General features: G+C 57.8%; 9 protein-coding genes. 4 read left to right on the forward strand and 5 right to left on the reverse strand.

The window, feature by feature from the left end:
• Positions 1-363 precede the first annotated feature (363 nt).
• The 3 genes from FVQ81_02985 to FVQ81_02995 are packed head-to-tail and all read right to left on the reverse strand — an operon-like array spanning position 364 to position 5,623.
• A complete protein-coding gene (locus FVQ81_02985) occupies positions 364-1,893 on the reverse strand; it encodes a sialate O-acetylesterase (GenBank protein MBW7995539.1) in 1,530 nt (509 codons plus the stop codon).
• Positions 1,894-1,924: 31 nt separating this feature from the next.
• On the reverse strand, positions 1,925-3,484 hold the full coding sequence (locus FVQ81_02990; GenBank protein ID MBW7995540.1) for a sialate O-acetylesterase: 1,560 nt from the start codon (positions 3,482-3,484) through the stop codon (positions 1,925-1,927).
• A 24-nt stretch (positions 3,485-3,508) separates the two neighbouring features.
• A complete protein-coding gene (locus tag FVQ81_02995; GenBank protein MBW7995541.1) occupies positions 3,509-5,623 on the reverse strand; it encodes a hypothetical protein in 2,115 nt (704 codons plus the stop codon).
• 247 nt (positions 5,624-5,870) lie between these two features.
• Here FVQ81_02995 and FVQ81_03000 point away from each other — a divergent pair, with 247 nt between their 5' ends.
• From FVQ81_03000 to FVQ81_03015, 4 genes are all read left to right on the forward strand, one after another.
• Positions 5,871-8,042 (forward strand): hypothetical protein, encoded by a 2,172-nt coding sequence (locus FVQ81_03000; GenBank protein MBW7995542.1) that lies wholly within the window; start codon positions 5,871-5,873, stop codon positions 8,040-8,042.
• A gap of 205 nt (positions 8,043-8,247) precedes the next feature.
• On the forward strand, positions 8,248-10,398 hold the full coding sequence (locus tag FVQ81_03005; protein MBW7995543.1) for a family 20 glycosylhydrolase: 2,151 nt from the start codon (positions 8,248-8,250) through the stop codon (positions 10,396-10,398).
• Between the two features lie 19 nt (positions 10,399-10,417).
• Positions 10,418-11,869 (forward strand): amidohydrolase family protein, encoded by a 1,452-nt coding sequence (locus tag FVQ81_03010; protein MBW7995544.1) that lies wholly within the window; start codon positions 10,418-10,420, stop codon positions 11,867-11,869.
• Positions 11,870-11,880: 11 nt separating this feature from the next.
• Entirely contained in the window at positions 11,881-12,150 is a 270-nt protein-coding gene (locus FVQ81_03015; protein MBW7995545.1) for a hypothetical protein, read from the forward strand.
• 7 nt (positions 12,151-12,157) lie between these two features.
• On the opposite strand, the gene FVQ81_03020 is transcribed toward FVQ81_03015, so the two are convergent.
• On the reverse strand, positions 12,158-12,961 hold the full coding sequence (locus tag FVQ81_03020) for an endonuclease (protein ID MBW7995546.1): 804 nt from the start codon (positions 12,959-12,961) through the stop codon (positions 12,158-12,160).
• Between the two features lie 20 nt (positions 12,962-12,981).
• Positions 12,982-14,313 (reverse strand): site-specific DNA-methyltransferase, encoded by a 1,332-nt coding sequence (locus FVQ81_03025; protein MBW7995547.1) that lies wholly within the window; start codon positions 14,311-14,313, stop codon positions 12,982-12,984.
• Positions 14,314-15,168: the final 855 nt, after the last annotated feature.

Below are 15,168 nucleotides of genomic sequence, written 5' to 3' on the forward strand. Positions count from 1 at the left end.
GTCTTCTCATATTTGCAAAAAGAGTTTCAGGAATGAGAATTTTTACTAGAAGCTGTTTATAACCTTAAAACGGGACAACCTCCGCCTGCTTCGCAGGCACCCCCTTTGTTAAGGGGGAATTGTCAGGTCGCAGGCTTTTTCGCACGGTGGCTGGGGTTATCCGGTTTTAGTCCCCCTTCATTAAGGGGAGAAACAGGGGGTTGTGTTTTTGGGATTACCTGCCAATGGGCGAAAGTTTGAAATAAAATCCAGTTATGAAACAGCTTCTACTTGCAATCCTTCCGGTTGGATGACTCCAGCAAAAAAAAGCCGTGGGGACGGATTTTCTCCGCGGCTTTCTCTGACGAATAAGATGAGCGGATATCACCTGTTTTCGCTGGTTTTCCCCGGCCAGTCGTCGGTGCGGAACGATGAGGCCGGCAGACGGGTCCCGTCGGCCGTGACATTGTAAAGATTCGCCTCCTCCGGGTTATCCCGCCAGGCATAGCGTACCGCCACCGGGGTGGGCACCTCGTCGCTCCAGACCACAACCAGCTCACCCTCGATCCTGGCCGTGGCCTGGACGAACCGCCGGTCCTGACCCGCGATCTCGAACCCCGCCGGTTCACCGTCGTCCCTCACCACGAGGCCCTCGCCCGTATGCGTAAACGAGATCCGCGCCTTGCCGCCCTCGATTTCCAGTGATTCGTACAGCGGCCCTGAGTACTCGATCCGCTCCATGTAGGCCGTCGCACGGGCGGCGCGGGCCAGCCGGAGGCCTACGTCCTGCTTGTTGCGCGGGTGGATGTCGTCGGCCTCGCCGATATCGGTGGTGACAGCCATGCCGGTGTTGAGCAGGTCGAGAGTCATGGTCTGGGCCTCGCGAAGTTCCGGCCAGACCTCGTCACCGGCGTTGAAATTCGCCAGCTGGACGAACAGGAACGGGAACGCGCCCACGCCGAACCGTCCGCGCCAGTCGCGGATCAGGGCGGGGAACAGATCGCGGTACTGGTAGCCGCGGTAGGCGTTGCTTTCACCCTGATACCAGGCCGCTCCCCGGATGGCATACGGGAGCAGGGGATCGATCATCCCGTTGAACAGCACGGTGGGCTGGTTGAAAAAAGCCGGCTCGGGTTTGCCCGCCGCGCGGGCTTCCTCGACTTCTTTCAGGTGCGCCTCGTAGCGGTCCTTCAGCCAGCTCTCGTCTTCGTTGAACGATGGCCATTCGGTGAATACGGATGAAATTTTGGAGTCGTTCTCCAGCGCCTGGCGGCTGATCCAGGCCTCGACAACGGTGCCGCCCCACGAGGAGTTGATTATCCCGACCGGGACACCGAGTTTTTCATTCAGTTCCCGGGCAAAAAAGTAGCCGACAGCACTCCAGTCGCCGACCGTTTCGGGCGAGGCCACTTCCCAGGCGCTCGACCGGGCCAGCGTATCCTGCGGCTCGCCGGCCTTGAACCGCGGCACGAAAAAGTGGCGGATTTTCAGGTTGGCGCTCGCTGCAATCTCTTCCTCGGCGTTCAGGCAGCTCTTGACCTGCATGGCCATGTTCGACTGGCCGGAGCAGAGCCAGACCTCGCCGGTCCAGACATCGGACAGCCGCAGAACGTTGGCTCCGGCTACAACCAGCTCGTGCGGGCCGCCCACGCCGAGGGGGCCGAGTTTCACCTGCCAGCGGCCGTCGGGTCCGGCCGTGGTCTCCGCCTGCTGCTCGGCGAAATAGACCACAACCTTTTCGCCGGGATCGGCCCAGCCCCAGACAGGCACGGCGCGGCCCATCTGCAGTACCATGTGGTCGGTGAAAATCCGGGCCAGCCGGACATCGGCACCGGCCGCCGCCGGGCAGAGGAGTGTTGCCGCCAGCAGGATTGGTGACAGGGCTTTGAGCGGAATTCTGGCGAAAGCCGACATCTGCTATCTCCTTGTGTGGGCGTTACGCAGTTCAATCAAAGAGTTCGAGTTCCGGCATGGTCTCCCAGTCATCGGTGCGGAACGGGGCAGCAGGCAGCCAGGCGGAGCCGTGATAAGTGCCGTAAAGATTCAGGTCCGCGGGAAAATTGGTCCAGGCGTAGCGGACCGCCACGGGCCCGGTCACTTGATCGCTCCAGACCACCACCGCGCCGTTTTCGATAACCGCTTTGGCGGCCACGAACACCCTGTCATCGCCCGCGACCGAAAAACCGCGGACCGGTTCGCCGTCGGATGAGGCCAGGCCATCGCCGGAGTTATTAAACTCCACCCGGCAGCGCGCGCCGGCGACAGTCATCGATTCGTACGCCGGGGCCTTGGAGGGGAGGTCTTCCAGGTACACCAGTCCGCGGGCTGCGATCGCCAGACGATTGCCCACCGCCTGCTTGTTGCGCGGGTGGATATCATGCCGCTCGCCCAAATCGATAGCCACGGCCATGGCTGTATTCGGCAATTCCAGCGCCGCGGCCTGGGCCTCGCGCAGCAACGGCCAGGTCTCGAGGCCTGCCTGGAAGCCGGGCAGCTGGACCCAGATGAACGGCAGATCGCGGCCCCATCTGTTCCGCCAGTCGGTGATTAAAGTCTGAAACAACCTGGCGTACTGGGCCGGCCGGGTGACATTCGCCTCCCCCTGGTACCAGATCACCCCCCGGATCCCCAACCCGGCCAGCGGCGCGATCATGCCGTTGTAGAGTACCGACGGCTCGCGGTAATAGGGAGGGTAGTCCCGGCCCTCGACCAGCGCTTTCTCCGCATTTGCCAGGTAAGTTTTATATCCGCGCCGCCAGCCTTCGGAGTGGCGGCTGTTCTCGGGCCATTCAGTCAGGATCCGGGCGATTTCCGCGCTGCTGTTCATCCCCTCTGCGCTGACCCAGGCCTCGGCCACTGAACCGCCCCAGGAACTGTTGATCAGCCCCACCGGGACCTCGCCGAGGTTCAGGTGCAGATTGCGGGCGAAAAAATATCCCGCGGCGCTAAAGCGGCCCACGGTCTCCGGGCTGGCAGGCTGCCAGCTGCGCTGATACGAGTTTTCCCCCTGGCCGCCGGTTTCACGGATATCGTCCAGCGGTTCTCTGGCATTGGTATGGGGTATTTTGAACTGGCGGATTTCCGGGAAATCGGCTGATGCGATCTCTGCTTCGGCATTGAGGCAGCGGTTGACAGTCATCTCCATGTTGGACTGGCCGGAGCAGAGCCAGACCTCGCCGGCCAGCACGTCATCCAGCACGATAACCTGTTCCCCCGAAGCAACCACCAGCTTGTCAGGTCCGCCCGCATCCAGCGGCCCGATCTCCACGCGCCAGCGCCCGTCGGCAGCCGAAGTGGTTTTCTCCATGAAATGACGGAAGGATACCTTGACCTCCCGGCCCGGTTCGGACCAGCCCCAGACCGGAATTACCCGGCCGAACTGAAGTACCATGTGGTCACCGAAGATCGAGGCCAGGCGAAGGTCCGCCCGGGCGGGTGCAAGCGACGCCGTCAGGGCAGCGAGTACAAATGATAGCAGACAAATCCTTCGAAAGCTTAAACGCATCCGGACTCTCCGTCCATTGCAGAATTATCTTCCGATACCCTGTTGCGGCTGAACCGCCGTGGTCAGACGTTTCTCCAGCAGCGTATTGCGCGCGGAGTCCATCACAACGATATCCCCGCCGGGAGCGCCGGTTGCATCGAATAAAATGTTGTAAATTTTTTGCTTGTGACTGATCTCCAGACCGGGCCGCGAACTTACCGGGTCCAGTGGCTGCACTTCCGGCGGAGTGTCGTCGCCGTCCATGGCGGCGTAGAGCACGTTCAGGAATTCCGCTTGCCTGACAGGCTTGCCGGCCGATACCTGGACCCGCCACGAACCCCACTGTTCGCCGTCGCGCTGCTGGTAGTGGGTCATGCCGGGCGGGTGGTTTTTCCCGAACACCCAGAACTCCTTACCCTCGCCGCCGATTTTGTCGATTACAGCGTTCGCGGGCAGTATTGCGCGAAGGTACAGCCTGCCCCGGCGCTCATCGGCCGCCAGCCAGCCGCTGCGCTTTACCGGCTCGTTGACCGTGTGCAGCAGCCAGTACTTGCGGTATTCGGGCCGGGTGCTCTCCACCCGGTCGAACACCACGAAAATGTCGGGCTGGATGTGGAGGTACTGGCGGGTGAATTTCTCCAGCTTGTGCTCGCTGTAGCTGGCGGTGGCATCCCCGCAGACATACGTATAATACTGGTTTGTCTCGAATGCTGTGATCTGCCCCGTATCCCATTGAGTCCCGGCCGTCTCGCCGAACTCGTTGCGCCCGGGCCGGGGCCATTTCTGGCCGCCGTCGTTGGAGAGCGTGTCGTTTCTGCTGATAAACAGCTCCTGCGGGTCGTAGACCAGCACCGAGTTCGAGGCGATAGTGCGGACCATGTAGTTAGGCCGATGGTCGCTGCCCCACTCATAGCGGCCGGAGTTGATCGCCAGCGAGCCGCCGCGGAAGATCGTAAAAGCGTTTTCCGCCGGGTGCTGGTGGCCGTAGTAGAAATCCCCGCAGTCGAACACGCTGTAGGCGGCTGTGCTGTCCCAGCCGCTGCGCAGCACAACCCAGCCCGTGCCCTCGAAATGACGGCCCAGGGGCCAGGAGTCGTCCGGCCCCTGCGGCTCGATTCCCAGGCCCGAGGGGTCCCAGACCACGTCCCAGGCAGTCAGGTGCCCGCTGTCGTCCCGTTTGCTCAACTGCCACAGCGCAACCCTGTCGCGATAACGGCAGGCCAGGTATTTGAAATGCCAGGGCTGGATACTGCCCAGCACGCTGCCGGTATCGTCGATCCGCGGCCACTCGCCGTTGGGTTTTTCGCAGTAGGTCCACCAGAGGCTGAAATGCTCCAGATATGGATTATTTTCGGTAAGGTCCTCGCCGGTGATCGATTTCCAGCTTTCGAAGATGAAGACCGGCGTGCGAAGGTAGTTGTAGGCCGCGTAGCCCAGTCCGCTGTACATCCCGCCGTCGTCCGAGGCCACCTGGCCCTGCATCTTGCGCCACTCGTAAATATGCTCTTTGACCCAGCCGGACCACTCTTCGGCGGTGCTGTCGGCGATACCGCTGTGGCGGAGTGTCATCGCGGGCCAGAACACCGGGTCCAGGGTCGCGTACCCGCCGCCGCCGTATGGAGTGAACCACTTTCTGTTCCAGGCCAGCTCTCCGGCCTCCAGGATTTTCCGCCCGAACTCCCTGCGTTTTTGCTCGCTCAGGCCGTTGTACAGCCAGTCCCAGGCGAAACAGCAGTACTTGCGGAACTCGACGGCTTCCCAGTACCCGCCGCCGTGCTCACGCTCAAGCTCGAGATAGCGTTCCAGCGCGTTGGCCAGGTATCGCTCGCCCGCATCGAGGTACTTCCGGTTGCCGCTGAGCAGGTAGAGCAGGCCGCATTGACGGGCCAGCCGGCCCTGCTGACGGACCGGGATCGAATCCACGGGCTGGTTGTCGATAAACCCGTCGACCTGCGCCGCGAGCGCCTGGTAAGCTCCCGAACTTCGCCCCTTGCAGCTTTCCCGTACCTGCTCCAGAAAGTCTCCGCTCAGGATCAGCCGCGGGTGGCCGGTCACCTCGCCCGGTTCGGCGGGAGAATCCCCTGTGGGCGAGCAGCCGGGAAAAAGATTGAGTGAAAGTATCAGCAGCGCGCATGAGGCAAGTCGGAGAGTGAGTTTCATCGCGGCCTTCCGGGATAGAGGTGACAGGCTTCGCCGGGTATACCATAATCGGTTTGCGGCTCGGTCCACTGCTCAAAATTAAGCAGGCGGGAGTGTGTCCGCCAGAGTAACTTTCCATACGGGTGTGGATAAAAAGAAATTGACCGGGGGGCTGGATGTGAATATAGTAAAGCACCGGCGGTGATGTCCCGGAAGCATAACCGCCTCGGTGCTGAGAGACCATTATCCCTTCATCCAGAGGTCCGCCATGCTGAACCGTTGCGCTGTTCTGCTGATCGTTCTGTTCTCGTTTTCCGGCCTTCGCGCCGCCGATTACCGGTTGAGCGAACACCCCCGGATTTTCGTCAACCCACAGGGACTGGCCTCGCTGGCCGACAGGGCCACCGGGCCGCTGGCCCCCGAGTACGCAAAAATCAAGGCGCTGGCCGACAAAGCCGTGGCCGGGGGAGTAGTGCCGCCCGGGGGACGGTTCCGGCCGCCGATGGATATGGTCAGCGCGGGATTGTGCTACCTGATCGAGCGCGAGCTGGGTAACGAGGCCGACAAGTATGCCGAGGCGGTCAAGCGCTACTGGGGCGACGGTTCGGTGCTGGACATGGACGGCGACGGGTATTTCGGGTTCCACGGGATGGTGTTCGACTGGATTTACGATGCGCTCTCACCGGCCGAGCGCAAAACGTACGGCGACCGGCTGGGCAGCTGGCTTCGCTGGTACACCGACACTCCGGAAATAACCCTGCGCAACGGGCACTGGTGGTACAACCAGACCTGGGGACCGGCCCACCTGAACACGCCCAACACCCGCGACGGGATAACGCCCAAGCTGTTCGTGGCCCTGGGCCTGGCCGGCGCGGGGACGATGCACGAGGCCGACGCGGTCCGCTATCTCGATTCCTGGGCCACCCGCGTGCCGGCCGAATGTATCCCGGCGTTCGAGGAAATGGGAGCGGTCTGGAGCGAGAGTATGGGCCACGGCGGCTATGGCCCGCTGATTGTCATTCCCTGGGCGTTCGAGGCCTGGCGTACGGCCACGGGCCAGGACCTGTTCGCCTGGAGCACTCCCACCGGCTACCTTCGCGGGATGACCCGCTGGGCAGTGTACCTCACCGTCCCGTTCGCCGACCACACAGCCTGGATCGATGATAACCGGGCCGGGCCGCTGGCTAATTTCGCCCGGGTGGCGCCGATCCTGGGTGCGCGCTACAACGACCCCGTGGCCAACTGGATCAGCGAAAAGAGCGCCGGCATGGGCTGGCAGGAAGTGCCCTGGAACCGGCTGTTGTCCTACGATCCCTCGGTCCTGCCTGTCTCTCCGGGCGGAATGGATTATCCGCTGGCGGAGTTTTTCCCCGGCGCGGGCCATGTCTACATGCGCAGCGGCTGGGACGATCCCGACGCCACCTGGGTCTTTTTCGGCGCGGGACCCAAGTTCGCCGGGCACAGCCGCGACGACGAGGGAAACTTCCTGATCAGCAAGAAGGGCTGGCTCGCCCTGCGGGCCTCCGGGCCGGGGCACAACGACTGGGATTACTATGCCGGCGGATCGCTGGCGTTCAACACTCTGACGATCTACGACCCTGCCGAAGAGTTCCGTCGCACAAAACCGGGCGCGGCAGATGGTGTGAAAAACGAGAACGACGGCGGGATGATCCGCTATGTCTACAGCGCCCACACCCGCAACGACCGCGCGGAAATCAAAGCCTACTACAACGAGCCGGGGTTGTTTACCTGCGTGGCCGCGGACCTTACCACGGGATTCAGGGAAAGCAAGGCTGTGGAAGTCACCCGCCAGTTTGTCTACCTGCGCGCGCCGCAGGAGTTCGTGGTCGTGTTCGACAGGGTCGAGGCCACTAAAGCGGAGTTCCCCAAACACTGGTTCCTGCACATGCCGGGCGAACCGTCGGTTAACGGCAGGGAGACGGTCGAGCTTAAAAACCACGTTTTTTCCTACAGCGGCGACCAACTTACCTCCACCTGGCTCTCCGACCCGGCGGGCGAGGAGGGGGTAATCGGCAAGGGCCTTGCCCGGACATTCCTGACCACCCTGCTGCCGGCGGGCGCGTCGCTAGTCAAACGGGGCGGAGAGGGCCACGACCTGTGGGGCCACCCCGATGAGCCGACCGCGCAGTACAACCATCAGGGCCGGCGCGCCGGCCAGCCCCCGCTGGTTCCCTGGCGGCTGGAGGTGGCTGCCCCCGGCGGCAATGCCCGCGATTATTTCCTCAACGTGTTCGAGATAACCGATGGCGGCGTATCGGCTGCGGTGCCGGTACGGCTGGTGGATCGCCAGGGATATCTGGGAGCCGCATTCATTACCGACGGCACGCCGGTGGAGATAACCTTCCCCGCCAGCGGACCGCTCTTTACCCGGGTGAGGGTCGGTGACAGGGAAGTGTTTGTCGAACCGTGGAGAAAGTGACGGACAGCTTAACGATGCCAACGCAAGAGCGACGAAGCGCGCCAGCCGGGCTGCCGCCGAGTGCGTACGGGCGCTCAGGGAGGCGGGAGCATCAGGAGTGGAGCTGGTCGCGCTGGCCCGGCGGGTCGGCTGATAAAGTACATAATCAGATGCTGCTGAAGGTATTCTGAGCTGGCACTATCACTATTGCGAGAGGACAAACAGGATGAGGACTGCTCAGCTAAAGTTTCTGACGGTAATAAGTTGCCTGGTTCTGACTGTTTCATCCGCCGGCGCGCAGGCGCAAACCGAGCTCTGGAACGAGGGGATCAGCCTGATCCCGTACCCGCAGCAGGCGGTGCCGGGTGGCGATGATTTCGTGTTCGGCGCTTCGGTGAGTATCGTGCTCGACAACGAAGCCTCGGCTGCGGACAGGTTCGCCGCCGAGGACCTGGCCGGGCAACTGAAGGCGCGGTTCGGGATTACGGCCACAATCGGCGGGAACGCTGCGGGAGGGTCAATCGTGCTGACCAGCGCCGGAGTGCCGTCCGAGGGTTACGGACAGGGGTATGCCCTGTCCGTGGAACCGGGAAAAATAACTGTCAGCGGGAAGGGGCCGGGTCTGTTCTACGGGACCCGCAGCCTGGTGCAGCTTGTCCAGAACAGGCGTGAGGGCTGGGCGGTGCTCGGAATGAAAATTACCGACTGGCCGGATATCAAATACCGGGTGGCCCATTACGATACCAAGCACCATCAGGACAAGGCGGAATATGTCCGCCAGTTTATCCGTGAGCTGGCCGACTACAAGCTGAATGTCCTGCTCTGGGAATGGGAAGACAAGTTCGCCTACGAGAGCCATCCCGAGATCGGCGCGCCGGGAGCGTTCACGCCGGATGAGATGCGGGAGTTCACCCGCTACGCCCAGCAGTACCACGTCCAGATAGTGCCGCTGGTCCAGGGCCTGGGCCATGTCAGCTTCATCCTCAAGTGGCCGCAGTACAAACACCTCCGCGAAATAGAAGCCTCGAACTGGGAATTCTGCCCGCTCAAGGACGGCTCATATGAGTTGTTGTTCGACCTCTGGGACGAGGCGATCGCGGCCACGCCGGGCTCCGAGTTCATGCACCTCGGCACCGACGAGACCTATGAACTGGGCCGGGGTGTGGAGTGCGGCTGCCGGGCCAAGGCGGAGGAGATCGGGCGCTACGGGCTGATGCAGATTTTCCTCGAGCGCTGTTTCGAGCATATCAGCAAGCAGGGCCGCCGGGTGATCAGCTGGGGCGGCGAGTATCGTCCGGGCGAGAAAATCAAACCGCCCAAAGGGCTGATTGTCTCGGAGTTCACCGAGGACCTCGATATCGCTGAAGCCTCGCGGGACGCAGGTTACCCGGCCTGGGTCTACGACCCGAACCCGGGGATCGAGCACCTGTTTCTCCCTTATTTCTACAGGTTGAGGAGGGGCCGGCAAACGGTCGGGGCGCTGGAAAACTCCTACCGCCGTCTCAGTGTCGCGGCCAGCAGCGGGCTGTACGAGGGAATGGTCAACACGAGCTGGGACGACAGCGGGCTGCATAACCAGGTCTGGATGATGAGCTGGGTCAACAGCGCCGAGTACTCCTGGAGCGGCGCCGCTCCCTCGCTGGATGAGTTTATCGATAAGTATTTCGTCAGCTACTACGGCCCCGGGGTCCGCGACATGCGCGAGCTGTGGCAGCTGTTCAACGACGGGGCGTATTACTACATGGACACATTCGAGCGCAATGTCTGGCACCACGGCGATATCGGCAAAACGCACCTGCCGGACCTTCCCCGCGGCGATGCGGTGGAGTACGATCCGTTCTGGAACCGCGAGTACGCGGATATCCTGGCCCGCAGCCGCGGGCAGCTTTCGGCGATGGAGCGGGCCAGTCTGATCTGCCGGACCAATATCCGGAATGGCGTACGCCACCACTATGATTTCGAGATTTTCCTCACGATCGCCGACCTGATAGCGCATACCGCCCGGACGTATGTCGCGCTTTCCGAGCTGGAAAACACTATCACCGAAGCCCACCGGGCGAGGTTTGTCAGCCACACTCAGGTGGTGGGATCACTGCGAAGGGCGGCGGGAATAATCGAGGACAATCTGGACGAGCGCAAGAGAGTGTACGACAACCTGGTGGCTGTCTGGGAGAAAACCCGCCTGCCGAAAGGGATGAGTACGCCTGCAAAGAAATTTTTCCACTCTCAGGACAGGGCTCGTCACTACGCCTTCCGTACGGCCGATATGAGTTACCTGATCTGCGACGAGCAGTTGCTGGGCCTGGAGGATTATCTGGCCGGGCTGAAAAACTACACGGAATGGTACAAGAAGACTTACAGCCAGTTCCTGAAATAACAGCCAAGGAGTATGATCGATGAACCTGGTGAAAGTTCTGTTGCCGCTGGTTTTCCTGATGGCCGCGATGATTCTCGGAGCCTGCACGGGCGGGGCTGGTAAGCGCGACAAAAGAGTGGATTCCAGCACCGGCTGGCTTGGGGGTCAGCGCGCGGATGAGGACAAGCTCTTCGCCAGGGTCAAGGGCGCTGTCGATGCCGTGCGGATGATCGACACGCACGAGCACCAGGTCAGCGAGAAATACTGGCTGGAAAACGAGTACAGCCTGTTCAGCTGGTTTATTCAGCCCTGGTTCGGCCAGTACGCGGGCGGAGATATGGTCAGCGCCGGGCTGAAACCGGAAGACCTGGAAAAACTTCGCGACCGCTCGGTAGCGATGGAGAAGCGCTGGGAGATAGTCTCCCCCTGGTGGCCGTTCGCGCGTACCACCGGGTTCGGCCAGAGCGTGCGGCTGGCTGCCCGGGATATCTATGGCGTGGCTGAGATAAACGATTCGACCTGGGCCGAACTGAACAGGCGGATAATCGCCGGCCACAAGCCAGGCCATTACCGCCGGGTGCTCTACGAGATGAGCGGGATCGACGTGATGATTCTCGACCAGAATGTCCGCGCCGACCCCTATGTCCACAGTGATTTCGTCAAGCCGGACGTCCGTCCCCGGGTAGCGCTGGTCAAGCGGTTCGACGACACGTTTATCCGGCTCACTTCCGACTCGCTGAGCCTGATCGAGCGTGACTGGGGCCAGCGGGTGGATGACCTGGACGAACTGCTGCGCGCTCTCGACGACCGGTTCGACTGGATGGAGCGAACCGGAGTGTACGTGGGCGTCAAATGCGCGATGGCCTACGACCGGATTGTCCGTTATGAGGACGTGCCGCGCGAGGTGGCCGAGAAAATTTTCTACCGGATTCACGGCGGCGAGAGTGTTGGCGCGATGGAGCGACTGCCGTTCGAGGATTTCATGCTCAACCAGGTGGCCCGCCGGGTGGGCGAGCGGGGTCTGGTGATGCAGGTCCATGCCGGGATCCTGGCCGGTGGAACTGGCAATATCTCACGTACCAACGTGATCCACATGAACAGTCTGTTCGCCCGTCACCCCCGGACGAAATTCGCGGTGTTCCACGGCAGTTTCCCCTACATGGGCGAGCTGGCGTCAATAGCCAAGAATTTCGCCAACGTTTACATTGATAACTGCTGGATGCCGATAATATCGCCCAGCCAGACCCGTGAATGGATGCACTCCTGGATAGAGACTGTGCCGCTGAACAAGCTGATGGGTTACGGTGGCGACTATAATTTCCCGGACGGCAGCTACGGGCACAGCCTGGCGGCGCGGCATATCCTGGCCGAGGTGCTGAGCGAGAAGGTTCGCGAGGGTTATTTCACCGAGGACGAGGCGGAGTGGGCGGCAAACCGTATCCTGCGCCAGAACGCGGTCGACCTGTTCGGACTGGAACGGTTTCTGGACTAGCAGGATATGCAGTGGAGAGGAAAGGATGGACCATGGACGGGGGGGAGCAGCTGAAATTCAAGTGCGGAGCTTGCGGCTGGACAGGCACGGGCCCAGAGGCAATGAAACCCTCGGGCGAAATAAGAGAGGATTGGGAGCGCGTGTGGAGGTTCCGCAAGGGATTGAAAGACGAGTTCGGTACCCAGTTCTACCTGGGTACGATCAAATGGGAAAACGAGCTCGACAACAACCAGGTTTGCCCGGTCTGCGCCGGGGAAGCGAGCAGGGTGGAGGAGGAGTGATTCGGAATTACAGTATGCTTGATAAACTTTGACGGGAATATTCTGCTATTTCTTTTAGAGAGAGTTCGTTTTTGCTTACTAGTAAGTAATGTTTCTCAAAAATGATTCTGATCTGGTCCTCGTGTTTAGTGAATGAAAATATTACGATAACATCGTCTTTTAAAAACTGCGCGGCTAAAGGTCGACATATCATATTCGGAAATTTAGTCTCACCGAATGCAAAGTATTGTTCTATTTGGATTCGACCAATCTTGTCTTTTTCGCCTTTTGCTTCTACTGGGATTATATAGTGAGCACCTCGTTGGTCAATTCCCACATAGACTTCATCAATTTCAACTTGACCTATATCTTTAATTTTTGTACGTAAATGGTTTTGAAGAGAATAACAAGTGGCACCTGTAAATATATCGATGATTCTATTATATCTGATTTTTGCTAAGAGAGCCTGTTCGTTGTTAAGTGCATATTTGTCAATTACTCCTGGAGTTGAATTCAAGATTTTTGTCTCTATGAGACTTTTATTCGGAGTTAAATCTAATATTGGAAATTGGATAAATTTATAATGAGCTGTTCCGCCATATTCACCTGTAGCTCTAATTATCCATTCGCAATTATTTTTGGCGCTATCCCTAATTTTTTTGGGAAGTGGATATCTCGAACGGAAATGATAGAGAACGTCAGGTAAATTTCTAATATTATATGCGGCATTAAGTTTTTCCAGATCCTCCTTTGTAAAATCTATCTCATTATCGCCGTCTCTGTATTTTGCAAAGAAAAGTTTCGAAATAATTTTATCGTAATTGCTCCGCATATTATTATCCCAGGAGAGTTTTAGGGCCAGCGCAGAACTAATACCTCTTCTCGCATGTTCATTTTTGTTGCGCTTGCAAATCTTGTCCTGAATAAGTCAATGGATACAACTTCATATCCCAAAGATTCTGCGATTTCTGCTAGTATTTGGCCTGTTGGAATGAAAACTCTTAGATAAGAAGCTTGATCTCCAACAACATATCCAAGGTAGGCGCCTTTTTTCAAAAATACTCTCAATTCCGCAAGATGTTTCGCCATCCCACCAAAGTATAATTTTGTTACTCTACTATAGAGCTTTTCAAATCCAGATGTTTTACCTTGTTCAATGCGTCTTTTTTCAATAATGGCTGCTATTTCATTGATTATTGTGAAATTTTTAATCCATTGGTCATCTTTGTCTTCCTTATAGACTCCCCTTGTATTTGATCTTATAAAAGTCTTTTTCATTTCGCGTAACTCTTGCTTGTTCTTAATAAACCCAAGCATTACTGATTCTAAGCGAGTTGTACGGGAATAGTCTTTTTCATTTGGATAGGGAGGGGAAGTAAAAACAGCTTTTATCGATTCTTTGTCCAAGTGTTTCCCAATATGTCTTGAATCGCTGAGTATGACATCGGAAAGAACAGCTTTACTTCCCGCGTAAGCCTCAAGATCTTTGGAAATATTATTAACATTATTCAACCAACTAGGAGCAACTAAAGCGTCCTTCTTAGCTTTCCTAACACCGACCTCAGGGCCGAAGTGAAGGTTGCTGGCTGATTCAACTAGCATTTTTACAAATGCGATTAGCTCATGCGCAACGAAATCGTTCTTGGGTGAACTTTGAATAGCTCTGAGCAGTAAAAGTGATTTGTGTAATGGTATAGGACTAATTGAATTTTTAAGGATTAATTTCTCTTCCTCTTGCGTTAATGAATATAAATCTCTATTGGTGTCATGTCCTATTTCAAATAGACATTCCTCTGGTAAAACATCATCTCGCATATTTTGATTTGCTAAATCATGCTTCACTTTTTCTGCAATAGTATAAGCATGTTCTTGTAAGGGGCGTGCATTAATATCCCAATTGATTTTTACTTTACTTGCAAAATGCGCCATAGGGTTAGCTTCTATACCAATACTGCTAATTCCGTTTTTCTTTGCTTCAACTAACGTTGTGCCTGTGCCACAAAAAGGGTCTAATAATGTGTCGCCATCGGTTAACTCAAATCTATCGATGTAGTGTCTCACTAAATGCGGAGGAAAAGACAATACAAAGCGGTACCAGTCATGGATTGCCCTATCATTGGGTTCAAGTTTATTACTATTATTGGGCAACGTACTCTGATCGTATTTTAAATTGCTAATACTCATTGTTCTCGATTCTGAAAAACGAATGTGTGTTTTTAGGAAACCACTCTACGTAAAAATAACACAAATCCAAATGTTATTCCAGAATCGGTTTTTTATGGTATTGGCAAATTAGGATAGACGCAATTTTTGCCTTTCCTTACCGCTCACCAGGCTCCGGTTTCCATGTCGTGGAACAGTTTGGTGTCGTTGAGGTAATAGATTGTTCGCAGGACCTCGTCCGGCAGTTTGAACCCATAGTTCATCCACCAGGCTGCCTGTTGCCCCCCCCTTCACCCAATCTTTCCCGTTTTGACATCTCTTTTCACCAGCCTGCCCTCGCGGCAACTGAGATTGACCATGTGGCCCACGTTGACCGCCCGCACGCCGAATTCGATATCCTCGACCGGGGCCGTGTCGTTGCGGATCGAGTCGTAGAAATTGCGCAGATGGGCGGTGGTTGACCCCTCGGCGCCGCGCACGGTGTACTCGGACGGTTCGCCGGCGGTGGCCGGCGCGCCCTCCAACGGGCTCATGCTCTCGTCGAGACCCATCACCTGCCTGATCTGCTCTTTCGTCCCGGACGGGAAGCTTTTGGTGGAGTAGGCAAAGTTTTCGCGGATTGGCTCATGGTAGATCGTGAACGAGCCGCCGCGGAACTCCATCGTTCCCTCGGTACCGTAGAAAGTTAGTTCGGGTCCCTGGTGGCCGTGGCAGACCGAGGTAGTCAGTCTGAGCATGAATTCCTCGGGGTAGGTTGCAATCGCGGCGATCTGGTCGGGAACCTCGCGATAGTCTTTCCAGAGATAGATATCACCGAAAGCGAACACGGATTCCGGGCCTCGGACATCCAGCAGGTAGTGGGTAGCGCTAACCAGG

The organism is Candidatus Glassbacteria bacterium, from assembly GCA_019456185.1.
Taxonomy (GTDB): Bacteria; Gemmatimonadota; Glassbacteria; order GWA2-58-10; family GWA2-58-10; genus JAJRTS01.